Origin of the sequence: Streptomyces angustmyceticus (assembly GCF_040701845.1) — a bacterium.
Classification (GTDB): Bacteria; Actinomycetota; Actinomycetes; order Streptomycetales; family Streptomycetaceae; genus Streptomyces; species Streptomyces angustmyceticus_A.
In genome coordinates this window covers 280,312-304,124 of the sequence record NZ_JBFBHQ010000001.1, presented here as the reverse complement: position 1 = coordinate 304,124, position 23,813 = coordinate 280,312, and the positions used below count along the sequence as shown (strand labels likewise).

Here is a 23,813-nt window from a genome sequence, read left to right as displayed (position 1 = left end):
TCGGTACCCCCTCGGACGCGGGTGAGATGTACGGCGTAAGCTGTACGGGTACCGAACAGCACAAGTGGCACATCTCGGGCAACGCTCACCCGAGCGGGCGATGTGGGCTCGATCGGGCGCGGCGCCCGCTGCGGCGTGTCCGAAATGGGATGTTTTAGCTTGGCGGTGTAGAACGGGAGACGTGACGGCAATGGCTACTGGTTCGCTCCGGCACCGAAATGCGCCGGGCAGCCCCCGGTGAGCCGAGACAACGAGCAGGCGCGTCGCGCCTTCCCCCGGTGGGGGGCGGCGGGCGACGGGCGGGAGCAGACGCGCACCGTGCTCGAACAGGCCGCACACGAGAACTTCCCCGTCGCGCCGTTCTTCCTGCCCCGCGCCTGGCGCACCGACCTGATGGCCGTCTACGGCTTCGCCCGGCTCGTCGACGACATCGGTGACGGCGACCTGGCCCCCGGCGGCGGCGACGCCGTCCTCCTCGGGCTCGACCGCGCACAGTACGACGACCGCCCCGCGCTGCTGGACGCCCTCGAAGCCGACCTGCACCGCGTGTTCAGCGACCGCGCCCCCGGCCCCGGGCATCCGCTGCTGCGCCGCCTCGGCCCGACCGTCCGCCGCTGCGCCCTGACCCCGCAACCGTTCCTCGACCTCATCGAGGCCAACCGGCAGGACCAGCGGGTCAGCCGCTACGGCACCTACGGCGACCTGGCCTCCTACTGCGAGCTGTCCGCCAACCCCGTCGGCCGCCTCGTCCTCGCGCTCACCGGCACCGCGAGCCCCGAACGCATCCGCCGCTCCGACGCGGTCTGCACCGCCCTCCAGATCGTCGAACACATCCAGGACGTGGCCGAGGACCTGGGGCGCGACCGCGTCTACCTCCCGGCCGAGGACATGAAACGTTTCGGTGTCGACGAGGCAGATCTGGCCGCGCCGAGCGGGGGCGCATCGGTGCGCGCCCTGATCGCCTTCGAGGCCGAACGCGCCCGTGAGCTGCTGCGTGAAGGCACCCCGCTGGTGGGTAGCGTCCACGGCAGACTCAAGCTGCTGCTGGCCGGATTCGTGGCCGGCGGACGCGCTGCACTCCAGGCGGTCGCGGCCGCCGATTACGACGTACTCCCTGGACCGCCCAAGCCGACCAAGCTCAGCCTGCTGCGCGAGGTGGGGGCGACATTGCGAAGAGAGGGGTGAGTCGGACCATGGAGGCAACCGCACACGCGTCCGCGCCGGTGCTCGCTGCGTACCGCTACTGCGAGGCCATCACCGGGCAGCAGGCACGGAACTTCGCCTACGGCATCCGGCTGCTGCCGACCGACAAGCGGCAGGCCATGTCGGCGCTCTACGCCTTCTCCCGCCGGGTCGACGACATCGGCGACGGCACCCTGGAGCCCGCCGCCAAGCAACGCCGCCTGGAGGACACCCGGGCGGTGCTGACGCGCATCAAGGACGGCCGGATCGACGAGGACGACACCGACCCGGTGGCCGTCGCGCTGGCCGACGCCGCCCGCCGCTTCCCGCTGCCGCTGGAGGGTCTCGACGAGCTGATCGACGGCGTGCTGATGGACGTGCACGGCGAGACCTACGAGACCTGGGACGAACTGCGGGGCTACTGCCGCTGCGTCGCCGGGGCCATCGGCCGGCTCTCGCTGGGCGTGTTCGGCACCGTACCGGGCGCGCCGGACGCCGAGCGCGCCTTCGAGTACGCCGACACCCTCGGCCTGGCCCTGCAACTGACCAACATTCTCCGGGACGTTCGCGAGGACGCCGGCAACGGCCGCACCTACCTCCCCGCCGAGGATCTCGCCAAGTTCGGCTGCGCGGCGGGCTTCGAGGGCCCCGTGCCGCCGCCCGGCTCGGACTTCACCGGCCTGGTGCACTTCGAGGTGAAGCGGGCCCGCGCGCTGTTCGCCGAGGGCTTCCGGCTGCTGCCGATGCTCGACCGGCGCAGCGGCGCCTGCGTGGCCGCGATGGCCGGCATCTACCACCGGCTGCTGACCCGGATCGCCGCCGACCCCGAGGCCGTGCTGCGCGGCCGGGTCTCGCTGCCCGGCCGGGAGAAGGCCTTCGTCGCGGTGCGCGGGCTGTCCGGGCTCGACGCGCGGGCGATCGGCCGCCGGGAGTCCGTCCGGAGGCGTGGATGATGCGGCGGGCGGCGCACGACAGCGGTGATCCCGCGTCAGTGCGGCGGGCAACCCTCCCGGGGGTGGCTGCGTCCCTCACTGCAGTACGGGGGGAGAGCACATGACATCGGGAGCCAGGCGGCCCGGCCGGCAGCACCCGCTGCCGTCCGGCCGTCCCGGAGCGGCGGCCGCGGTCGTCGTCGGGGGCGGACTCGCGGGCACCACCGCGGCGCTCGCACTGGCCGACGCGGGGCTGCGGGTCACCCTCCTCGAAAGCCGGCCCCGGCTCGGCGGGCTGGTCTTCTCCTTCCGCCGCGAATCCGGCGTCGGCGAGCTGTCCGTCGACAACGGCCAGCACGTCTTCCTGCGCTGCTGCACCGCCTACAGCGGGCTGCTGGAGCGACTCGGCGCCGCGCACCTGGTGCCCCTGCAGGACCGGATGGACGTGCCCGTCCTCGACGCCGACCGGATGCGGCTCGGCCGGCTGCGCCGCACCGCGCTGCCCGTGCCGCTGCACCTCGCCGGGAGCCTGGCCGGCTACCCGCACCTCTCGCCCGCCGAACGCGCCGGCGTCGTCCGCGCCACCCTGGCGCTGAAGGGCCTCGACCCGGCCGACCCCGCCCTGGACCGGCTGGACTTCGGCAGCTGGCTGCGCCGCCACGGTCAGTCCGCCCGCGCCGTCGAGGCGCTGTGGGACCTGGTCGGCATCGCCACCCTCAACGCCCGCGCCGGCGACGCCTCGATGGGCCTGGCCGCCAAGGTCTTCAAGACCGGACTGCTGTCCGCCCCCGGCGCCGCCGACATCGGCTGGTCCCGGGTCCCGCTCGGTGACGTCCACGACGACCGTGCCCGCGCGGCCCTGGAAAAGGCCGGCGTCCGCATCGCCCTGCGCACCCGCGCCCAGGCGCTCACCCGCGACGACGACGGCTGGCAGGTCACGGTCGAGAACGGCCCGCACGGCAGCGAGCGGCTCGCCGCGGACACCGTCGTCCTCGCCGTACCGCAGCGCGAGGCGCACGCCCTGCTGCCCGACGGGACGCTGGACGGCCAGGACCGGCTGCTGGACATCGGCACGGCACCCATCCTCAACGTCCATGTCGTCTACGACCGCCCGGTGCTGCGCCGCCCCTTCTTCGCCGCGGTCGGCTCGCCGGTCCAGTGGGTCTTCGACCGCACCGACGCCTCGGGGCTCAGGGCTCTCGCCGGCCAGGAGCGCAGCCAGTACCTCGCCCTGTCGCAGTCCGCCGCGCTGGAGGAGATCGACCACCCGGTCGCCAAGCTCCGGGCCCGCTACCTTCCCGAGCTGGAGCGGCTGCTGCCCGCCGCCCGCGGCGCCAGGATCCACGACTTCTTCGTCACCCGCGAGCGCACCGCGACCTTTGCGCCCGCCCCGGGCGTCGGCAGGCTCCGCCCCGCCGCCCGCACCCAAGCTCCCGGCCTGTTCCTGGCCGGTGCGTGGACCGCCACCGGGTGGCCCGCGACCATGGAAAGCGCTGTCCGCAGCGGCACTGCCGCCGCTCGCGAGGCACTCACCGAACTCGGCTTCCCCCAGGGCCAGTTGCCTCAGGAGGCGGCATGACTACGAGTACGAGCGCTCCCACGAGCACGAGCATCGGAAACAGAGGAGAAACCGTGAATCCGGCTTCCCCAGCTATCGACACCGCGAGCGTCACCGCGCTGCTGGAGCGCGGGCGGACACTTGCCACTCCCGTGCTGCGTGCCGCCGTCGACCGGCTCGCTCCTCCGATGGACACCGTGGCCGCCTACCACTTCGGCTGGATCGACGCCGAGGGCCACCCCACCACGGGCGACAGCGGCAAGGCCGTACGGCCCGCGCTCGCCCTGCTGTCGGCCGAGGCGGCCGGCGCGGCTCCCGAGGTCGGCATCCCCGGCGCGGTCGCCGTCGAGCTGGTGCACAACTTCTCGCTGCTGCACGACGACCTCATGGACGGCGACGAGCAGCGCAGGCACCGCGACACCGTCTGGAAGGTGCACGGTCCCGCGCAGGCCATCCTGGTCGGTGACGCGCTGTTCGCCCTCGCCAACGAAATACTGCTGGAGCTCGGCACGGTCGACGCCGGCCGGGCCACCCGCCGCCTCACCCAGGCCTCCCGCAAACTGATCGACGGTCAGGCCCAGGACATCTCCTACGAGCACCGCGAGCGGGTCACCGTCGAGGAGTGCCTGGAGATGGAGGGCAACAAGACCGGCGCGCTGCTGGCCTGCGCCGTCTCCATCGGTGCGGTCCTCGGCGGCGCCGACGACCGCACCGCCGACACCCTCGAGAGGTACGGCTACCACCTCGGCCTCGCCTTCCAGGCCGTCGACGACGTGCTCGGTATCTGGGGCGACCCGGAGGCCACCGGCAAGCGGCCCTGGAGCGACCTGCGCCAGCGCAAGAAGTCGCTGCCGGTCGTCGCCGCGCTGGACGCCGGTGGCCCGGCCTCCGAGCGCCTCGCCCGGATCCTCGCCGACGACGCGAAGAAGAGCGAGACCGAGATCGCCGACTTCACCGAGGAGGAGTTCGCCTCCCGCGCGGCCCTCATCGAGGAGGCCGGCGGCCGGGACTGGACCTCCCAGGAGGCGCGCCGCCAGCACGCCACCGCCATCGCCGCCCTGAACGAGATCGAGATGCCGGAAAAGGTCCGCGCACAGCTCGTCGCACTCGCGGACTTCGTCGTTGTACGGGAGAGATGAGCACCCTCGACACCGAATAGATCGCAGTCGCCGGCCGGCGCCAGCCGGGCGCCGGCCGACGGAATCCCTGAGCACGCTTTTCACAGTTCACTGCAGAAGGGGAAGCCATGACAGCGACGACCGACGGAAGCACCGGGGCCCTGCCGCCCCGGGCCCCCTCGGCCAGTGATGCCGCCGCTGGGACCACCGCAACGGCGCCACCCGTCCGCACCGCCGCGGCGCAGGAAACGGTGGACGCCGCCCGCCGCGCGACCGCCCGCGCCACGGAGCAGCTGCTCTCCGTCCAGGACCCCGCCGGATGGTGGAAGGGCGACCTCGAGACCAACGTCACGATGGACGCCGAGGACCTGCTGCTCCGTCAGTTCCTGGGCATCCAGGACCCGAAGCTCACCGAGGCCACGGCCCGTCACCTCCGCGGCGAGCAGCGCCCGGACGGCACCTGGGCCACCTTCTACGGCGGGCCCGGCGAACTCTCCGCCACCATCGAGGCCTATGTCGCCCTGCGCCTCGCCGGGGACGACCCGGAAGCCCCGCACCTGGCCAGGGCCTCCGCATGGGTCCGCGAGCAGGGCGGGATCGCGGCGGCCCGCGTCTTCACCCGCATCTGGCTGGCCCTCTTCGGCTGGTGGAAGTGGGACGACCTGCCCGAACTCCCCCCGGAACTGCTGTACTTCCCCAAGTGGTTCCCGCTCAACATCTATGACTTCGGGTGCTGGGCGCGGCAGACCATCGTGCCGCTGACCATCGTCTCGGCGAAACGCCCGGTGCGCCCGGCGCCGTTCGGCCTCGACGAGCTGCACACCGATCCGCGCCGGCCCAACCCGCCGCGGCCGCCCGCCCCCGTCACCAGCTGGGACGGGCTCTTCCAGCGCCTGGACAAGGCGCTGCACCTCTACCACAAGGTCGCCCTGCGCAAGCTGCGCCGCGCAGCGATGCGCTCCGCCGCCCGCTGGATCATCGAGCGCCAGGAGAACGACGGCTGCTGGGGCGGCATCCAGCCTCCCGCGGTCTACTCCGTCATCGCCCTGCACCTCCTCGGCTACGACCTCGACCACCCCGTGCTGCGCAACGGCCTGGCCTCCCTCGACCGCTTCGCCGTATGGCGCGAGGACGGTCCCCCCGGGCCCGGCGGCCCGGGAGGCGGCCCCACCCGGATGATCGAGGCCTGCCAGTCCCCGGTCTGGGACACCTGCCTGGCCACCATCGCCCTCGCCGACGCCGGAGTGCCCGCCGACCACCCGCAGCTGGTCAAGGCCGTCGACTGGATGCTCGCCGAGCAGATCCGCCGGCCCGGCGACTGGAGCGTCAAGCGACCCCAACTCCCCTCGGGGGGATGGGCGTTCGAGTTCGAGAACGACAACTACCCGGACATCGACGACACCGCCGAGGTGGTGCTCGCGCTGCGCCGTGTCCGGCACCCCGATCCCCAGCGCGTCGAGGCGGCGGTGGACCGCGCGGTGCGCTGGAACGTCGGGATGCAGTCCAAGGACGGCGGCTGGGGCGCCTTCGACGTCGACAACACCAGCCCGTTCCCCAACCGGCTCCCGTTCTGCGACTTCGGTGAGGTCATCGACCCGCCGTCGGCCGATGTCACCGCCCATGTCGTCGAGATGCTCGCGGACGTCGGCCGCGCCCACGACCCGCGCACCCGCCGCGGCATCGCCTGGCTGCTGGCCGAACAGGAGCCCAGCGGGGCCTGGTTCGGCCGCTGGGGCACCAACTACGTCTACGGCACCGGCTCGGTGCTCCCGGCGCTCGCCGCGGCCGGCATCCCCGCCTCGCACCCCGCGGTGCGCCGGGCGGTGCGCTGGCTGGAGCAGGTGCAGAACGACGACGGCGGCTGGGGCGAGGACCAGCGCTCCTACCAGGACAAGGAGAAGTGGGCCGGGCGCGGCGCCTCCACCGCCTCGCAGACCGCATGGGCGCTGATGGCGCTGCTCGCGGTCGGGGAACGGGACGGCGAGGCGGTACGGCGCGGAGTGCGCTGGCTGACCGCCACCCAGCGCGAGGACGGGACCTGGGACGAGCCGTACTTCACCGGCACCGGCTTCCCCTGGGACTTCTCCATCAACTACCACCTCTACCGCCAGGTCTTCCCGCTGACCGCCCTGGGCCGCTATCTGGGCGGGGGACCGGCCGGCGCGCCGGTGGGTTCCTGATGCCGGGCCGGCCTCCCGTGGACGCGGAGCCGCCCCTGCTCGTCGCCTGTGCGCTGGGCATCGAGCGGTTCGCGCTGCGCCGCGGCGAGCGCGCGGGAGCGGCGGGCGGGGCCGGCCCGCGGATCGTCACGCTCCGTACCGGCATGGGCCCGCAAGCGGCCGAACGCGCCGTCGGGGCAGCTCTCGGTGCGGGCTCGGTCACCGAGCGTTCCCCCGTCGTCGCCAGCGGCTTCTGCGCCGGCCTCGCCCCCGGGATGCGCCCCGGGGACGTGGTCGTCGCCGAGGCCACCCGCGATCACCACGCGGACGCTCCGGAGACGCTCTGCCACGACAACGGCCCGCTGCTGCGGGCCCTGCGGCAGCGCGGCCTGACCGTGCACACCGGGCTGCTGCGCGGCTCCGACCACGTCGTACGCGGCGCGGAGCGGGCCGCGCTGCATGCCGCCGGAGCGGTCGCGGTGGACATGGAATCCGCGGCGACCCTCCGGGCCGCCCGGCGCGCCGGCAGCCGTCCGGTTGCGGCCGTCCGGGTGGTCGTGGACGCTCCAGAACATGAACTCGTACGCATCGGCACCGTACGCGGTGGAATATCAGCCTTCCGAGTGCTGCGCTCCGTACTCCCCGTTTTCTACGAATGGCACCGTTCTTTGCTGCTCCCCTGGAGGTGAGCCAGATGGCCATGCCGCTCCGTCAGTCCATCCGGGTCGGAACCTATCTTTTTGAACAGAAGATGATCCGCCGGCGCGAGAAGTTCCCGCTCATCGTCGAGCTGGAGCCGCTCTTCGCATGCAATCTGAAATGTGAGGGCTGCGGGAAGATCCAGCATCCGGCGGGCGTGCTCAAGCAGCGGATGCCGGTGGCACAGGCGGTCGGCGCGGTGCTGGAGTCGGGTGCCCCGATGGTCTCCATCGCCGGCGGCGAACCGTTGATGCACCCTCAGATCGACGAGATCGTACGGCAGTTGGTGGCCAAGCGGAAATATGTCTTCCTGTGCACCAACGCGATGCTGCTGCGCAAGAAGCTGGAGAAATTCACGCCCTCACGGTATTTCGCCTTCGCCGTGCACATCGACGGCATGCGCGAGCGGCACGACGAATCCGTCGCGAAGGAAGGCGTCTTCGACGAGGCGGTGGCGGCCATCAAGGAGGCCAAGCGGCGCGGATTCCGGGTCACCACCAACTCCACCTTCTTCAACACCGACACCCCGCAGACCATCATCGAGGTCCTCAACTTCCTCAACGACGACCTCCAGGTCGACGAGATGATGCTGTCCCCCGCCTACGCCTACGAGAAGGCCCCCGACCAGGAACACTTCCTCGGCGTGGAGCAGACCCGCGAGCTGTTCAAGAAGGCCTTCGCCGGCGGCAACCGGCGCCGCTGGCGGCTCAACCACAGCCCGCTCTTCCTGGACTTCCTGGAGGGCAAGGCGGACTTCCCGTGCACGGCGTGGGCGATCCCCAACTACTCGCTGTTCGGTTGGCAGCGCCCCTGCTACCTCATGAGCGACGGGTACGTCCCCACCTACCGGGAGCTCATCGAGGACACCGACTGGGACAAGTACGGCAGGGGCAAGGACCCGCGCTGCGCCAACTGCATGGCGCACTGCGGCTACGAGCCGACCGCCGTCCTCGCCACCATGGGGTCGCTGAAGGAGTCCCTCAGGGCGGCCAGGGAGACCGTCGCGGGCAACCGCGGGTGACCGCCGTCCGGGCCGGCACCGCGCCGGCCCGTAAGGAGAGCGACGCGTGACCGGATTCGACCTGACCGCACTGCTCGCCGAGCGCGGCGGCGAACGCTACGACCTGCACACCCGCCATCTCAACCACCAGCTCCCGCGCATGCTGCACACCCTCGGCTTCGACAAGGTCTACGAGCGGGCCGAGGGAGCCCACTTCTGGGACGCCGACGGCCAGGACTACCTGGACATGCTCGCCGGGTTCGGGGTGATGGGCCTGGGCCGGCACCACCCCGTCGTCCGCAAGGCCCTGCACGACGTCCTGGACGCCCAGCTCGCCGACCTCACCCGCTTCGACTGCCAGCCGCTGCCGGGCCTGCTCGCCGAGAAGCTGCTGTCCTGCGCGCCCCACCTCGACCGGGTCTTCTTCGGCAACAGCGGCACCGAAGCCGTCGAGACCGCCCTGAAGTTCGCCCGCTACGCCACCGGCAGGCCCCGCGTCCTCTACTGCACCCATGCCTTCCACGGCCTCACCACCGGCTCGCTCTCCGTCAACGGCGAGGCCGGCTTCCGGGACGGCTTCGCCCCGCTGCTGCCGGACACCGCCGTCGCGATGGGTGATCTGGACGCCCTGGAGCGGGAGCTGAAGCGCGGCGACGTGGCGGGGTTCGTGGTCGAACCGATCCAGGGCAAGGGCGTCCACCCCGCCCCGCCCGGATTCCTGCGCGCCGCACAGGAACTGCTGCACCGGCACAAGGCCCTGCTGATCGCCGACGAGGTGCAGACCGGCCTCGGCCGCACCGGCGACTTCTTCGCCTACCAGCACGAGAACGGCGTCGAACCGGACCTGGTGTGCGTGGCGAAGGCGCTGTCCGGCGGCTATGTCCCCGTCGGGGCGACCCTCGGCAAGGACTGGATCTTCAAGAAGGTCTACTCGTCCATGGACCGGGTGCTGGTGCACTCCGCCAGCTTCGGCGCCAACGCCCAGGCGATGGCGGCCGGCCTGGCGGTGCTCGCGGTGATGGAGGACGAGGAGATCGTCGCCCACGCCCGGCACACCGGCGACCTGCTGCGCTCCCGGCTCGCCGCGCTGGTCGACAGGTACGAGCTGCTGCACGACGTACGCGGCCGCGGCCTGATGATCGGCATCGAGTTCGGCCGCCCGACGTCGCTCGGTCTGCGCAGCCGCTGGACGATGCTGCAGGCGGCCCGCAAGGGGCTGTTCGCGCAGATGGTCGTGGTGCCGTTGCTGCAGCGCCACCGCATCCTGACCCAGGTCTCCGGCGACCATCTCGAAGTCATCAAGCTGATCCCACCGCTGATCATCGGCGAACCGGACGTGGACCGCTTCGTCGAGGCCTTCACGGCCGTCATGGACGACGCCCACCAAGGCGGCGGGCTCATCTGGGACTTCGGGCGGACGCTGGTCAAACAGGCGGTCGCCCACCGCTGACCACACCGGTGGGGGAGGCGGCGCCTGCCGCGGGAACGGCGCGGGCCGTCCACGACAGGACGGCCCGCTGGGCACGGAGGACGGTGGGGCGCGGGGCACCGGGCCGGCCACGGCCGGTGTCCGGCCGTGGTGCGGGTGCGCCGCCGTCCGCGGGTGCGGCGGTGGTCAGTCCGTCAGCAGCCGGTCGCGCAGGCGTTCGCGGGTGGCGGGCGTCAGCTTCAGGCCGTCGGCGAGGTACGTCTCCGTCGAGCCCCAGGTGCGCTCGATCGCGTCGTAGGCGGCCGCGAGGTAGTCGGTGTGCGCCCCGAACAGCGGCGAGAGCAGCTCCATGACCTCCTGCGACATCCCGACCGCGGAGTTGTCGGAGCGGCGGATCTTGTAGCGCTGGTGGGGGTCGTTGGACTTGAGGTAGTCCGCCTCGATGGCGTCCCGCTCCACCCCGACCGCCAGCAGGGTCACGGCGACGGACAGGCCCGCGCGGTCCTTGCCGGCCGCACAGTGCATCAGGGCGGGGACACTGTCGTCGGCCAGCGCATGCAGCACCCTGCTGTGGTCCTCGGTGCGGGTGGTGATGATGTGGCGGTAGGTCTTGGCCATCCGGGCCGCGGCCTTGCCGTCGCCGAGCGCGGAACGCAGCTGCTCCAGCTCGCCCTCGCGCACCATCGTCCAGAACTCCGCACCGTCGGCCGGGTCGGTGAGCGGGATGTTCACATTGCGCACGCCGGGCAGGGCGACGTCGGGGCCCTCCAGCTTGATGTCCGAGGCGTTGCGGAAGTCGAAGATGGTGTGCAGCCCGAGGCCGGCCAGGAACGCGGCGTCCGCCTCGGTCGCGTGGGCGAGGTGCCCGCTGCGGAACAGCCTGCCCTCCCGTACGCGACGCCCGTCCACCGTCGGCAGACCCCCCACATCGCGGAAGTTGCGGACCTCCGTGAGCTCGGGCTTGGCCTGTGGGACCTGCGGCGTCTGCTGCGTCACGCGCGCTCCTCGGGTTCGGTCGCCGACGCCGCTCGTCGGCGAGGCGGGCACCTCCGACGATACGACATTGATGCAACAGGAAATCAGGTCATCACCGTGGCGCCGGGGCGCGCGGGAGCGCCGGAGGGCGTGATCGATCTTTATTCCAACTTGACAAGAATTTGACCTGGTGGCATTAATCACCCCTCGTCAACCCCTGGTTACGGTGGCGTAGGTCACTTCACGAGGTGAAGGATGTCCTGACGTGGCAGACGATTCGAAGTACTTCAGCAACGGCGCCCAGGGCGCCATCGAGTCGTACGCAGCCGTCGGGGACAGCTTCACAGAGGGGGTCGGGGATCCCGGCCCTGACGGGGCGTACATCGGTTGGGCGGACCGCCTGGCGGTCCTCCTGTCGGACCAGCGGGACGAGGGGGACTTCCGCTACGCGAACCTCGCGGTCAGGGGGCGGCTCCTGGACCAGATCGTCGAGGAGCAGGTGCCCCGGGCGAAGGAGCTCGCCCCCGCCCTGGTGACGTTCTGCGCCGGCGGCAACGACATCCTGCGGCCCGGCTCGGACCCGGACGCGGTCGCGCAGCGCTACGGGGCGGCGGTCGCCGATCTGCGGCAGGAGGTCGGCACGGTCCTGCTCTGCACCGGCTTCGACACCCGCGGCATCCCCGTCCTCAAGCATCTGCGCGGCAAGATCGCCACGTACACGGCGCATGTCCGGGCCATCGCGGACCGGCACGACTGCCCGGTCCTGGACCTGTGGTCGCTCACGTCGGTGCAGGACCGGCGGGCCTGGAGCGCCGACCGGCTGCATCTGTCCGCCGACGGCCACACCCGGGTGGCGCTGCGCGCGGGGCAGGTGCTGGGGCTGCGGGTGCCGGCCGAGCCGGACCAGCCGTGGCCGCCGGAGGCGGGGCGCTCGGCCGCCGAGGCGCGGCGGGACAACATCCACTGGGCGCGGGAGCACCTCGTCCCGTGGATCGGGCGCCGGCTGCGGGGCGAGTCCTCCGGAGATCACGTCGAGCCCAAGCGGCCCGATCTGCTGCCGCTGTAGAGCGGCCGGGGCCCGCCGGCGGCCCCGGGCATGACGGAGGCCCCGTGTCCGCCGGAGCGGCGCGGGGCCTCAGCGTGCGAGGGAGGAGTACGGCAGGTCCGCCCAGACGACCCGGCCCCGACCGCTGTCGGCGGGCCGCGAGCCCCAGCTCTCGGACAGCGCGCCGACGAGGAACAGCCCGCGTCCGCACTCCTTGTCCACGCTGCCGGGCTGGACGTGCGGCGCCGAGTCCTCCGGGCCGCCCTGATCCGTGATCTCTATGCGTATGTGCGCCCCGAGGAGGGAGAGTTCACAGCCCACCTTCTCGCTGTCGGTGTGCCGGACCGCGTTGGTGAACAGCTCGGAAACCACCAACTCCACGTCGTCGCGGACGTGTTGGGCCGCGCCCCACTCGTGCAGCAGCGCACTGGCGCGTCTGCGCGCCTCGGGAACGGACGTGCGTCGCGCGGGCAAGTGGAACGCGTCCTGCGGGTACTGGGCGACGAAGCCGCCACAGCGCCCTAACGAGGGAGCGTTGTTGGAGGAAGCCACGCCGTAACTATGTGCGATGCCGGTCACCGATGGCAAGGATCACTCTGCAATTTGCAGAATCGTAAGGAGCAGTCTGTTCGTGCTGCTGACGGCATGACACACTGCTGAACACTGAAGTCAGTTGGAGGCGATCGGACGTGGCGGACCCACGGTCGGCAGGTGCGCCGACCGTCCTGCGGGTGGTGCTCGGCAAGCGACTGCAGGACCTGCGCGAGAAGGCGGGACTCTCCTTCGAACGGGCCGCGGCGGCCCTCGACGTGACCCACGCCACGATACGACGCATGGAAAAGGCCGAGGTCGGCCTCAAACTCCCCTACGTCGAGAAGCTGCTGGCGACCTACGGCGTCACCGACGAGGAGGAGATCGAGGGCTTTCTCTCCCTCGCACGCGAGGCCAACAAACCCGGCTGGTGGCACCGCTTCCGGGACGTCCTTCCCGAGTGGTTCAGCGCCTTCGTCAGCCTGGAGAGCGAAGCCAACCTGATCCGGGCCTACCAACCGCACTACGTCCCCGGGCTGTTGCAGACCGAGGACTACGCCGCCGCCGTCCTGCGGGCGGGCATGCCGCACGCCTCCGCGGCGGACATCGACCGCATCGTCGCCCTGCGCATGGAGCGGCAGTCGCTCCTGACCCGTGACCACGCGCCGATGCTGTGGGTGGTCATGGACGAGACCGTGCTGCGGCGGCCGATCGGCGGGGCAAAGGTGATGCGCGACCAGGTCACCCGGCTGATGGAGGCCACCGCACTGCCGAACGTCCGGCTGCAGGTCATGCCCTTCGCCGCGGGCCCGCACCCCGCCATGTACGGCCCCTTCCACATTTTCCGCTTCCCGATTCCGGAGCTCCCGGACATCGCCTACGCGGAAAGCCTCGTCGGAGCCGTGTACTTCGACCAGCGCAACGACGTCTCGCAGTTCCTGGAGGCCCTGGACCGGATGTGTGCGCAGGCCGCGCCGGCACACACCACCGAGGCCATTCTGGGTGGCTTTCGCAAGGAGATCTGAACCATGGATCGCATACGCATCTACAACGGCATGCCCGCCAAGGAACTGGGCACTGAGGGCTGGCACAAGCCGTGGAGCGGCGGAAACGGCGGGGAGTGCGTCGAGGCCATGCGGCTGGGCGACGGCCGGATCGCGCTGCGCCAGTCGACCGACCCGGACGGCCCCGCGCTGATCTACACCCACCACGAGATGGTGAGCTTCATCGAGGGCGCGAAGGCCGGCCACGCCGACTTCCTGCTCGCCGCGGCCCCGGGCCGGCGCACCGAGCGGAGGACGGCATGAGCGAGCAGGGCACGTCCGAGGACACGCCGGACGGCACGGTCCCGGGGATCGGACCGTACGTCCAGGGCCCGGAGCCCTCGGGCTTCGCGGCCGAGGAGATCGACACCAGCCGGCCGCACCCGGCCCGGATGTACGACTACTACCTCGGCGGCTGGGACAACTACGAGGTCGACCGGGTGGCCGCGGAACGCGTCATCGAGGTCCACCCCCAGGTCCGGCTGAGCGCCCGCGCCAACCGGGCCTTCATGCGGCGGGCGGTGCGCGCACTGACCGCGGGCGGCATCCGCCAGATCATCGACATCGGCACCGGCATCCCCACCTCGCCCAACACCCATGAGGTGGCGCGGGAGACCGCTCCCGACACCCGGGTCGTGTACGTCGACAACGACCCGATCGTCGCCACCCACGCCGGGGCCCGGCTGACCAACACCGAACACACCGGATTCGTGCTCGGCGACGTCCGCGACCCCAAGGCGCTGCTGGACCACCCCACCGTCCGGGAACTGATCGACTTCGACCGGCCGGTGGCGCTGCTGCTGGTCGCCGTCCTCCACTTCGTCCGCGACGACGAGGACCCCGCCGGCCTCATCGCCACCCTGGCCGAGGCACTCCCCGCGGGCAGCCATCTCGTGCTGTCGCATGCGACCGGTGAGCCCTACGAGGCCTATGCGGAGGGCCGCACCGACGTGCAGGCGCGCGACGGCGTCGTGAACGTCTACAAGAGCGCCACCGCTTCCCTCAACCTGCGGTCGAAGGCCGGGATCGAGCCGCTCTTCGGTCCGTTCGCCCTGCTGGAGCCGGGAGTGGTCCGGGTGCCGCTGTGGCGTCCGGACGGCGCGGTGCCCGGGGCCCAGGAGCTCAACAACACCATTTTCTACGGCGGGGTCGGCCGCAAGAACTGACCGGCCGGGCCCCCCCCGTGGACCCGGCCGGGCGGACCTACGCGCCCGCGGGGGAGACCCGGGCGTCCGGTGGACCCGCGGGCCGCGGGCCCTCGGCGGGCGGAGCGGTGGCGCCGGCCGGTGGCGGCGCGGTGCGGGCCGCACCCAGGTCCTCCGGTCCGGCGAGGCGGGTGTGGGTGCCCGGCGAGGTGCAGGCGTACGCCCCCGCCACGGCGCCCAGGCGCGCGCACTCGTCGAGATCCCGGCCCGCCAGCCGGCCGTAGAGGAACCCGCAGGTGAAGGCGTCGCCGGCACCGTTGCTGTCCACGACGGGGCCGGGCGGAACCGCGGGCGGCACCAGGCGCGGGGTGCGGTCCTCGGTGGTGAGGAGGTAGGCGCCGCCCGCCCCGGCCGTCGCGATCACCGCCTGGGCGCGTCCCTCGTGCAGGATCTCCCGCATGACGGAGCCGATCCGCTCGCCCGCCCCGGCCGTGCTGAGGAACACCAGGTCCGACCGGAGCGCGAACTCCCGGTGATGGTCCGTCAACCCGTCCCAGTCGTGCAGATCCGTGGAGACGGGGATGCCCAGGGCCTCGATGTCGTCGTAGAGGAAACGGGCGAAGTGCATGATCGACAGATGGACGTGGCGGGCGCGGCGCAGCGGCGGGAGGTAGTGCTCGGGCGGCATCCGCAGATCGAGCGGGTCACGGCCGTCGTAGAACGACATCCGACGGCCGTCGGCTGCCACGAGGTTGACGGCCCGCCGGGTGCCGTGCGGCGAGATCAGCGGCCGGAAGTCGACGCCGGTACCGGCCAGCCGCTCACGGACCAGGCTGCCCGGATGGTCGTCGCCGAGGAAGTCCACGAATCCCGTGGTGAGCCCGAGCGCCGCGCAGCCGAGCGCGACGCCGGTGCCGGTGTGCCCCGCCCCTTCCCGGACGGGCGGGACCGCGTAGGAGTCGGCGAGCGGTACGGGCAGCGCGCCGACCGACACGATGGTGTCCACGCCCGACCCGCCGACGACGAGTACGTCGTAGGCGTCATACGGCTCAGAAACCTGCTGGAATGTCACAAGCGTCCCTGAATCCCTTGCTGGTGAGACGAATCCCTTGCTGGTGGAACCGTTTGCGGACGACGAGCGTCCGCTGCCGGGAGTCTAGACGCACGCCCGGCTCATCACGGGATGTCAGGGACTCCGGTGACGCGAGGGAGCAAAGGGACCGCAAGAAGCCGCACCGGTGATCCGTGGCCGGTGAGGAGCGGGCGGGGAGCCGCGGCCCGCGGGACTGCCGGGATGTCCCCAGCGCCCCGGTTGGCGGAAAGGGCCGTTGACAGGGGCGGCGCGGGCACTGAAGCCTGAGGGCCGCCAGTGATCAGGTCCCGGAGCCGGTGAGCGCGAACCGGGGCACGGCGTACGGATCCCGGGACGGCGGGCGGGACCGGGACGGGCACGGACGGATCGTCGGCGGCCGGGCGGGCCGGCGGGGGAGCGAGGGGCACGTGGCAGAGCACTCCGATGGCGGGCACACCGCGATCGTCATCGGCGGCGGGCTGGCCGGGATGCTGGCCGTCACCGCCCTGCTCGGCCAGGTCGACGCGATCACCGTCGTCGAGCGCGACCGCTACCCGCAGGAGCCCGCGTTCCGCAAGGGCGTCCCGCAGGCCCGCCACCTGCACATCCTCCTCAGCGGCGGCGAGCGCGCCCTGGAGGAGCTGCTGCCCGGCACGGTCGCCGCGCTCCGCGAGGCGGGCGCACGCAGCCTGTATCTGCCGCGCGATCTGCTCACCCGCACCCCCACGGGCTGGCAGCGCCGCTTCGACGAACGCCGGCACCGCACGCTGAGCGTCACCCGTCCGGTGCTGGACGCGGTGGTCAGGGAGCAGGCGCTGCGGGCCGCCGCCGCCTCGGCCACCAGGGTGGAGGTCCTGGAGGCGACCGAGGCCGTCGGGCTGACCGGGGAGGCCGGCCGGGTGACCGGGGTACGGGTCCGCCCACGGGACGGCGATCCGGGCGGGCGGGCCGAGCGGGTGCTGCCGGCCGGGCTCGTGGTGGACGCTTCCGGCCGGGGCTCCCGCACCCCCCAGTGGTTCTCCGCACTGGGCCGGGCCGCCCCGCAGGAGGAGACCGTGGACGCGGGACTGGCCTACGCCACCCGGATGTACCGCCCCAAGGACCCGGCCACCGCGCCCGACGCGGGCGTCAACGTGCCCGGCTGGCCGGAGTGCCCGCGCGGCGCCGCATATGTGCCGGTCGAGGACGGCAAGTGGCTGCTGACGCTGTCCGGAGTGCGCGGGCACCACCCGCCGACGGACGCGGCGGAGTTCACCGCCTTCACCGCCACCATCGGCGACCCGTACGTCCATGAACTGCTCGCCCGGGCCGAACCGCTCTCGCCGGTGCACGGCTTCCGCGACACCTGCAACCGCCGCCGGCACTACGAGCGGCCCGGTGCCCTCCCCGAGGGGTTCCTCGTCCTGGGGGACGCCGGTTGCACCTTCAACCCCGTGTACGGCCAGGGCATGTCGGTGGCCGCACTCGGCGCGCTGGCGGTGCGCACCACGCTCGCCGACGGCGGGCTGCGCCCGGGGGCCACCGCCGAGGCGCAGCGGGCAATCGCCCGCTCCGTGGAACCCGCCTGGCTCGCCGCGGTCGGCTCGGACCGCCCCTACGCGGGCCCCGCCGACACCAAAGCGGGCCCGGGGGAGCGGCTGGCCACCTGGTACCTCGACCGGCTCGCCGCCCGTGCCGCCATCGACCCCGTCGTCGGGGCGGCCTTCCGGGACGTCTTCTGCCTCACCGCGCCGCCCGCCCGCCTCCTAGCCCCGCGCGTCGTCCTGCGCACCGTCTTCCTGCCCCGCCGCCCCGGCCTGCCCGGCCCGCCCGCCGTCGAAGGGGGGTGAGCCCGCCCGGATCCGGCGGCGGCCGCGCTCCGCCGGCTGCCGTCCGCCCGGGGGACGGGACACCGGGCGCATGCCGCGCCGGACCGTCCGCGAGGGCTGCTCGTCCCGTGGCCGGCCCCGCCCCGATGGACGCGTCCGGGTTGCCGGGCCGGGCGGAGTCTGCGGCAGCGCGCGGCAAGGGTCACACCCTTACTCCGGAATGCCGCGGCCGGTCGCGCCGTTTGTGTCTGCGGGTGATGGTGTGGAGTGTCCGGGTGTCGTGGTGCGGAAACCGTACGGCGGCGCCGTGTGGCGCGGCGTACCGGAACCCGCCGCCCATGCGGCCCGTTCACTTCGCGACTGCCCCGACCATGGAGGTACCGTGACCGGTTCCAGACCCCGTCGCACTCGACTCTCCGCGCTGCGGCCCGCGGCCTTCGGCGCCGTGCCCACCGGGGAGCGGCTGGCCAGGATGCGCAGGTCGCCGCAGTTCGTGGACGGCCAGTTCCGCAATCCGACGGAGACCAGGCAGCTGCTCCACGGCTCCGCGCTGCCGATGATGCGCACCCAGCTGAGCCGGGAGGGCCGGCTGCGCCGCGCGCCGGTCGGCCCCATTCCGGTGTACCGTCCGACCGCCGCGGAGGACGCCGGGCCGCCCGCCTCGGGGCTGCGGATCACCTGGATGGGGCATTCGAGCGTACTGGCCGAGATAGACGGGCAGCGGGTGCTCTTCGACCCGGTCTGGGGCGAGCGCTGCTCGCCGTTCACCTGGGCCGGGCCCAAGCGGATGCACCCGGTCCCCATCGCGCTGGACGAGCTGGAGCCGGTCGATGTCGTGGTGATCTCGCACGACCACTACGACCACCTCGACATGGCGACGGTCCAGAGCCTGACCGGCACCGGCGCGGCCTTCGTCGTGCCGCTCGGCGTCGGGGCCGACCTGGAGTTCTGGGGCGTGCCCGCGGAGCGGATCACCGAGCTCGACTGGCACGAGTCCACCCGCGTCGGCGGCCTGACGCTCACCGCCACCCCCGCACAGCACTTCTGCGGCCGCGGCCTGCGCGGCCCGCAGCACACCCTGTGGGCCTCCTGGGTCGTCGCGGGACCCGAGCACCGGATCTTCCACAGCGGCGACACCGGCTACTTCTCCGGCTTCGCGGAGATCGGCGCGGCACACGGCCCGTTCGACGCGACGATGATCCAGATCGGCGCGTACAGCGACTTCTGGCCGGACATCCACATGGACCCCGAGCAGGGGGTCCGGTCCCACCTCGACCTCCAGGGCACCAAGGGCGGCGGGGTGCTGCTGCCGATCCACTGGGGCACGTTCAACCTCGCCCCGCACCCGTGGGCGGAGCCCGCCGAGTGGACCCTGACCGCCGCCCGGAAGGCCGGGGTCACCAGCGCCCACCCGCGGCCGGGCGAACCGTTCGAGCCCGCCGACCTCCCGGCCGTCTACCCGTGGTGGCGGGCGATCGCCGTGCCGCCCGCCCAGGGCTGGCCCGCCTGGCCGCCGGCGGTCTCCCCGACCGACGTGGACCTCGTCGCGGACCGCTGAGGGCGCGCGGGACGACGGCCTCCGGCGGGCCCTCGTGCGGTCGCATCGGACGCAGTGCGACCCACCGCCGCGGCTTCCGCCGAGCGTCCCGGCGGGCGTGCGCCCGGGCGGTGGCGAGCCGTGGTGGTGCGCCGTTGGCACGCCGCGCTCGCGCAGGGGCGGCCGGGCGGGTCCCAGCGCCGCGACATGCCCGCGAGCGCCGTCCGTGACGGTCGGGCAACGGCCCCTCGTACGCCCCCAACTCGCTCTCCATGAACGCGAGTTCGGATCGGTTCGCACTGGCGTGCGGACGGCGCCCTCTCAGGGAGGTGGCGAGGGGTAGCGAAACCCCGAAGTGGGTCCGAACACCACCTGTGCAACAACTAGCGTGCGTGCTCCGCGAACTGCCAACGGCCGATCCGGAGGGCGCCGATGCCTACCGCATTCCCCCAGGGGACCCAGACCTCTCAGGAGGCTCAGAGATCCCCGGGGCTCCAGGGTTCCCCGGGGGTCGCCGCCGTCCCCCCTTCCACCCGGCGGCGGGAGCGTGAGGGCGGACGACACGGCCGGGCCTCGTTCCCCGAGTCGGCGGCCGACTCGGCGATACGGGCCCGCCTGGTCAGGCTCGCCGCCGTCCCCTGTCTCCTCGTCGCCGTCATCTGCACGGCCGTCGCCGCCTTCGTCGTGCAGGCCGGCGGCGCCCGGCTCACCGGTCGCGAGTGGGTGGTGCTGTGCGGTGGCCTCGCCCTGATCTGCGTCATCGTGCTCACCGCGAGCGCCGCGGCCCACGCCGAGGCCCGCGCCGCCGTCGCCCGCTACGCCCGGCTGCGCCAGGTCTGCGCCCGCAGCCAGTCCGACCTGTACGACCTGCTGGACCGGGTGCGGCAGGGCGAGTGGATCCAGCGCCGCGAGCCCGAACAGGGCGTCGTCCCCGTCGGTGACACCCTCGACCTGCTCGCCCACGAGGTGGCCGCCGCGGGCCGGGCCGCCGAGTCCGCGGTCATCGACGCGGTCGCCATCGCCCGCAGCAACGCCAGCGGCAGCGAGCAGAAGGTCGAGGTCTTCGTGAACCTCGCCCGCCGTCTGCAGTCCCTGGTGCACCGCGAGATCGAGCTGCTGGACGAGCTGGAGAACCAGGTCGAGGACCCGGACCTGCTCAAGGGTCTGTTCCACGTCGACCACCTGGCCACCCGGATCCGCCGGCACGCGGAGAACCTCGCCGTGCTCGGCGGCGCCATCTCCCGCCGCCAGTGGAGCCGTCCGGTGTCCATGACCGAGGTGCTGCGCTCCTCGATCGCCGAGGTCGAGCAGTACCCGAGGATCAAGCTGGTGCCGCCGATCGAGGGCACCCTGCGCGGGCACGCCGTCGCCGACGTCATCCACCTGCTCGCCGAACTCGTCGAGAACGCCTCGATCTACTCCGCCCCGCAGACCCCGGTCCTGCTGCGCGCCCAGCTCGTCACCGCCGGTCTCGCCGTCGAGGTCGAGGACCGCGGCCTGGGCATGTCGGCGGACGAGCAGAACCGGATGAACGCCCTGCTGGCCGACCCCGAACACGTCGATGTCGCCGAGCTGTTGAGCGACGGGCGGATCGGGCTCTTCGTGGTCTCCTCGCTCGCCCGGCGGCACGGCATCGTGGTCCGGTTGCAGAGCAACATCTACGGCGGCGTACAGGCGGTGCTGATCGTGCCCCAGGAGCTGCTCGGCGAGGAGTCGGCCGACGGGGAAGCGGGCGGAGCGGAGGCCCCGCGCGCCGGATCGCCGGACACCGACCCCGCGCGCGAGCGTGACGGGGCGTACGACGGCGGCTTCGTCGACGACCCCGCGGAGCGACACGGGCATCTCGACCGCCACCGGCACCACGACCGCGCGGAGCGTCGTCACGACCACCACGAATCCGGCCCGGGGTCCGACCACCCGACGGTGGCGATTCCCGCCCCCGCCCACGCTCCGGACCATGCGCTCGACCGGGCACCGCTCGGCTACGGCGACCGTACGCTCCCGGAGCCCTCCGCGGTCCCGGCCCCGCGCTCCGCGCCCGCGGACAGCGATGCCGCATCGGGCGCCGCGCGTCGCCGGCTGGTCCGCGCCTCGGGCGTCTACACCCCCGAAGTCCGGTTGCCCGAAACGCAGTTGCCCGAGGCTCACACCTCCGACGCCGCTCCCGCCGACCCCGGCCCGGTGGTGCTCCCGCCCGCGCCGCCGGCCGTGGACAACAGCGCCCGCCCGCGGCTGCCCCGGCGGCGCAAGCAGACGCACCTCGTCCCCGAGCTGCGCGGCGACCCCGTCCTGCCGTCCACGGCACCCCGTACGGGCCCGGAGCCCGAGCACGACCCCGGCCTGATGGCCGCCTTCCGGCGCGGCTTCAGCCTCGCCGACGACATCTACGCCGGCGACACCGCCGGCGGCGACGGCACCACCTCTGCCCAGGGCGGCGACTTCAGCGGCCCGGCAAGCAACGACCTGCTCTACGACCGTGACCACGACGCCACGATGGCCCGCCCCCGAGGAGACGACCGCAACCATGGTGAGTGATGTGCGTGCGCAGGCGCATTCGCAGCTGCAGGGAGGTCAGCACACCGATCTGTCCTGGCTGCTGACCGGACTCGTACAGCGGGTCCCGCACGCCCGGAGCGCGCTGCTGCTGTCCTCGGACGGCCTGGTCAAGGCCGCCCACGGCTTCGATCCCGACAGCGCCGACCACATGGCCGCCCTGTCCTCCGGCCTCTACTCCCTCGCCCGCAGCGCCGGTGTGCGCTTCGGGGAGGGCGACGACGTGCTCCAGGTGGTCGTCGAGCTGGAGTCCACCTTCCTGTTCGTCTCCACCGCCGGATCGGGCGCGTGCCTGGCCGTGCTCGCCGGCCGCGAGGCCGATGTGGCGGTGCTGGGCTACGAGATGTCGATGCTGGTCAAGAGCGTCCGGCCGTATCTGTCCACCCCCGCGCGCCACCAGACGCCCGCGGGCGGTCGTTGACCATGACCGTGCGTCGCCGACGGCGGCAGGGCGGGGAACCGTGGTACGACGACGCGGCGGGCCGGCTGGTCCGCCCGTACACCGTCAGCAACGGCCGGACCCGTCCGACGGCGCACTTCGACCTGCTGACGATGGTGATGGCCACCGGCCGGCGGCCCGTCTCCTGCCAGGGCCCCGACTACGCCCAGGTGCTGGGGCTGTGCTGCGGACCGGTCTCCGTCGCCGAGATCGCCGCCCACATACGGCTGCCCGCCGTGGTCACCAAAGTGCTCCTCGCCGACCTCGTCGACTGCGGGGCGCTCACCGCGCGGGCCCCCGCGGCCGTTTCGGCAGGGCCCGCGTCCCGTACCGACCGAGCCCTGCTGGAGGCGGTGCTGAATGGACTTCGCAAACGACTGTGACCCCGTGACACCGGGGGATCCCTCGACCGACCTCTTCCCCACCGCGCTCAAGATCCTGGTCGCGGGGGGCTTCGGGGTCGGCAAGACGACCTTCGTCGGCGCGGTGAGCGAGATCGAGCCGCTGAGCACGGAAGAGCTCCTCACCCAGATCAGTGTGGGCACCGACGACCTGGCGGGTGTCGAGAACAAGGACACCACCACCGTCGCCATGGACTTCGGGCGGATCACGCTCGGGCCGGCACACGTCCTGTACCTCTTCGGGACGCCGGGGCAGCAGCGCTTCTGGTTCATGTGGGACGAACTGTCCAACGGCGCGCTCGGCGCGGTCATCCTCGCCGACACCCGCCGCCTGGACCAGTGCTTCGCCGCCGTCGACTTCTTCGAGCGGCGGGGCATCCAGTTCATCGTCGCCGTCAACGAGTTCGACGGCTCCTACCGCTACGACCCGGACGAGGTCCGCTCCGCGATGGACATCTCGCCGGACATCCCCGTCGTGCTCTGCGACGCCCGCCAGTGCAGCTCGGCCACCCACGTCCTGGTCTCGCTCGTCCAGCACCTGCTCACCCCCGCCCTCGCCGCGACCCCGGAGCTGCCATGAACCACCCCGCCTCCCGCGTCCCGTACGTCTCCTACGACCCGACGCGCCATCTGCTGCTCACCCCGCAGGACGACGAGGCCCCGGCGCGGGTCGCCCGGCTGCGGGCCCTGGGGATCGGCGAATCCCCGCTGCCCGCCTTCGACGAGTTCGCCCGCAAGCTCGCCCGGACCACCCGGGCGCCCTACTCGATGGTGAACTTCATCGACGAGCGGCGGCAGTACTTCGCCGGTCTCTACACGCCCGCCCAGGACCAGGCCGTCGAGCTGGGGCCGGCGCCCGCCAGCGCCCAGCCGGGCCGGGTGATGGACCGTGACCACGGCTACTGCCCGCATGTCATCGTCCGCCGCAAGGCGCTGGTGCTGGAGGACGTCTGCGACTATCCGCGGTTCGCCGGCAACCCCGTCGTGGACGAGATCGGCATCCGCTCCTACCTCGGGGCACCGCTGATCGACCGTACGGGGACGGCGCTGGGCACGGTCTGTGTCGTGGACCTCGAACCCCGCCCCTGGGGCCGCGAGGGGCTGGAGACCATCAAGGCGATGGCCGCCGAACTCGTCGACCAGATCCACCAGATGGAGAAGCAGCAGAGCGACGTCTGAGGCGGCTT

General features: G+C 72.7%; 22 protein-coding genes. 19 read left to right on the top strand and 3 right to left on the bottom strand.

Translation table 11 applies throughout. From position 1 onward, the window contains the following. Positions 1 to 318 precede the first annotated feature (318 nt). From hpnC to AB0411_RS01245, 8 genes are all read left to right on the top strand, one after another. Positions 319 to 1,185 (top strand): squalene synthase HpnC, encoded by an 867-nt coding sequence (gene hpnC, locus AB0411_RS01280; protein ID WP_366415605.1) that lies wholly within the window; start codon positions 319 to 321, stop codon positions 1,183 to 1,185. An 8-nt stretch (positions 1,186 to 1,193) separates the two neighbouring features. Beyond that, entirely contained in the window at positions 1,194 to 2,135 is a 942-nt protein-coding gene (gene hpnD / locus AB0411_RS01275; protein ID WP_366415101.1) for a presqualene diphosphate synthase HpnD, read from the top strand. A gap of 100 nt (positions 2,136 to 2,235) precedes the next feature. Then, positions 2,236 to 3,693, top strand: coding sequence for a hydroxysqualene dehydroxylase HpnE (gene hpnE, locus AB0411_RS01270; RefSeq protein ID WP_366415100.1), 1,458 nt, complete (start codon positions 2,236 to 2,238; stop codon positions 3,691 to 3,693). A 53-nt stretch (positions 3,694 to 3,746) separates the two neighbouring features. Further along, a complete protein-coding gene (locus AB0411_RS01265) occupies positions 3,747 to 4,811 on the top strand; it encodes a polyprenyl synthetase family protein (RefSeq protein ID WP_366415099.1) in 1,065 nt (354 codons plus the stop codon). Between the two features lie 107 nt (positions 4,812 to 4,918). Continuing rightward, complete coding sequence (gene shc, locus AB0411_RS01260) at positions 4,919 to 6,970, top strand: squalene--hopene cyclase (RefSeq protein ID WP_366415098.1); 2,052 nt, start codon at positions 4,919 to 4,921, stop codon at positions 6,968 to 6,970. Beyond that, the gene (locus AB0411_RS01255; protein WP_366415097.1) at positions 6,970 to 7,638 is read left to right on the top strand and encodes a phosphorylase family protein; all 669 of its coding nucleotides are present in this window, start codon (positions 6,970 to 6,972) and stop codon (positions 7,636 to 7,638) included. The genes shc and AB0411_RS01255 overlap by 1 nt, the downstream gene beginning before the upstream one ends. Before the next feature lie 5 nt (positions 7,639 to 7,643). Then, positions 7,644 to 8,669, top strand: coding sequence for an adenosyl-hopene transferase HpnH (hpnH, locus tag AB0411_RS01250; protein WP_366415096.1), 1,026 nt, complete (start codon positions 7,644 to 7,646; stop codon positions 8,667 to 8,669). A 46-nt stretch (positions 8,670 to 8,715) separates the two neighbouring features. After that, on the top strand, positions 8,716 to 10,098 hold the full coding sequence (locus AB0411_RS01245; RefSeq protein WP_366415095.1) for an aspartate aminotransferase family protein: 1,383 nt from the start codon (positions 8,716 to 8,718) through the stop codon (positions 10,096 to 10,098). 165 nt (positions 10,099 to 10,263) lie between these two features. Here the strand turns inward: AB0411_RS01245 and AB0411_RS01240 are convergent, their stop codons facing one another. Continuing rightward, a complete protein-coding gene (locus AB0411_RS01240) occupies positions 10,264 to 11,073 on the bottom strand; it encodes a tyrosine-protein phosphatase (RefSeq protein WP_366415094.1) in 810 nt (269 codons plus the stop codon). 244 nt (positions 11,074 to 11,317) lie between these two features. Between AB0411_RS01240 and AB0411_RS01235 the strand changes: the two genes are divergently transcribed. After that, entirely contained in the window at positions 11,318 to 12,118 is an 801-nt protein-coding gene (locus tag AB0411_RS01235) for an SGNH/GDSL hydrolase family protein (RefSeq protein ID WP_366415093.1), read from the top strand. Between the two features lie 69 nt (positions 12,119 to 12,187). Here the strand turns inward: AB0411_RS01235 and AB0411_RS01230 are convergent, their stop codons facing one another. After that, on the bottom strand, positions 12,188 to 12,649 hold the full coding sequence (locus AB0411_RS01230; RefSeq protein WP_366415092.1) for an ATP-binding protein: 462 nt from the start codon (positions 12,647 to 12,649) through the stop codon (positions 12,188 to 12,190). Positions 12,650 to 12,786: 137 nt separating this feature from the next. Here AB0411_RS01230 and AB0411_RS01225 point away from each other — a divergent pair, with 137 nt between their 5' ends. From AB0411_RS01225 to AB0411_RS01215, 3 genes are read left to right on the top strand one after another with little or no spacing between them, the layout of a single operon-like run. Continuing rightward, complete coding sequence (locus AB0411_RS01225; RefSeq protein ID WP_366415091.1) at positions 12,787 to 13,653, top strand: helix-turn-helix domain-containing protein; 867 nt, start codon at positions 12,787 to 12,789, stop codon at positions 13,651 to 13,653. A 3-nt stretch (positions 13,654 to 13,656) separates the two neighbouring features. Then, positions 13,657 to 13,935, top strand: a complete 279-nt coding sequence (locus AB0411_RS01220) for a DUF397 domain-containing protein (protein WP_086718198.1) — start codon at positions 13,657 to 13,659, stop codon at positions 13,933 to 13,935. After that, on the top strand, positions 13,932 to 14,837 hold the full coding sequence (locus AB0411_RS01215) for an SAM-dependent methyltransferase (RefSeq protein ID WP_366415090.1): 906 nt from the start codon (positions 13,932 to 13,934) through the stop codon (positions 14,835 to 14,837). The genes AB0411_RS01220 and AB0411_RS01215 overlap by 4 nt, the downstream gene beginning before the upstream one ends. A 37-nt stretch (positions 14,838 to 14,874) precedes the next feature. On the opposite strand, the gene AB0411_RS01210 is transcribed toward AB0411_RS01215, so the two are convergent. Continuing rightward, entirely contained in the window at positions 14,875 to 15,888 is a 1,014-nt protein-coding gene (locus AB0411_RS01210; RefSeq protein ID WP_366415089.1) for a carbohydrate kinase family protein, read from the bottom strand. A gap of 428 nt (positions 15,889 to 16,316) precedes the next feature. Between AB0411_RS01210 and AB0411_RS01205 the strand changes: the two genes are divergently transcribed. From AB0411_RS01205 to AB0411_RS01175, 7 genes are all read left to right on the top strand, one after another. Next, positions 16,317 to 17,717: an NAD(P)/FAD-dependent oxidoreductase gene (locus tag AB0411_RS01205; protein WP_366415088.1), complete on the top strand. Its 1,401-nt coding sequence runs from the start codon at positions 16,317 to 16,319 to the stop codon at positions 17,715 to 17,717. 361 nt (positions 17,718 to 18,078) lie between these two features. Continuing rightward, a complete protein-coding gene (locus tag AB0411_RS01200; RefSeq protein ID WP_366415087.1) occupies positions 18,079 to 19,254 on the top strand; it encodes an MBL fold metallo-hydrolase in 1,176 nt (391 codons plus the stop codon). A gap of 411 nt (positions 19,255 to 19,665) precedes the next feature. Then, positions 19,666 to 21,768: a sensor histidine kinase gene (locus AB0411_RS01195; protein WP_366415086.1), complete on the top strand. Its 2,103-nt coding sequence runs from the start codon at positions 19,666 to 19,668 to the stop codon at positions 21,766 to 21,768. After that, positions 21,758 to 22,207, top strand: coding sequence for a roadblock/LC7 domain-containing protein (locus tag AB0411_RS01190; RefSeq protein WP_159474739.1), 450 nt, complete (start codon positions 21,758 to 21,760; stop codon positions 22,205 to 22,207). Before AB0411_RS01195 ends, AB0411_RS01190 begins: the two co-directional genes overlap by 11 nt. Positions 22,208 to 22,209: 2 nt before the next feature. Then, positions 22,210 to 22,608, top strand: a complete 399-nt coding sequence (locus AB0411_RS01185; RefSeq protein ID WP_030078883.1) for a DUF742 domain-containing protein — start codon at positions 22,210 to 22,212, stop codon at positions 22,606 to 22,608. Next, positions 22,586 to 23,206: a GTP-binding protein gene (locus AB0411_RS01180; protein ID WP_366415085.1), complete on the top strand. Its 621-nt coding sequence runs from the start codon at positions 22,586 to 22,588 to the stop codon at positions 23,204 to 23,206. The genes AB0411_RS01185 and AB0411_RS01180 overlap by 23 nt, the downstream gene beginning before the upstream one ends. Beyond that, a complete protein-coding gene (locus tag AB0411_RS01175; RefSeq protein ID WP_366415084.1) occupies positions 23,203 to 23,805 on the top strand; it encodes a GAF domain-containing protein in 603 nt (200 codons plus the stop codon). Before AB0411_RS01180 ends, AB0411_RS01175 begins: the two co-directional genes overlap by 4 nt. Positions 23,806 to 23,813 lie beyond the last annotated feature (8 nt).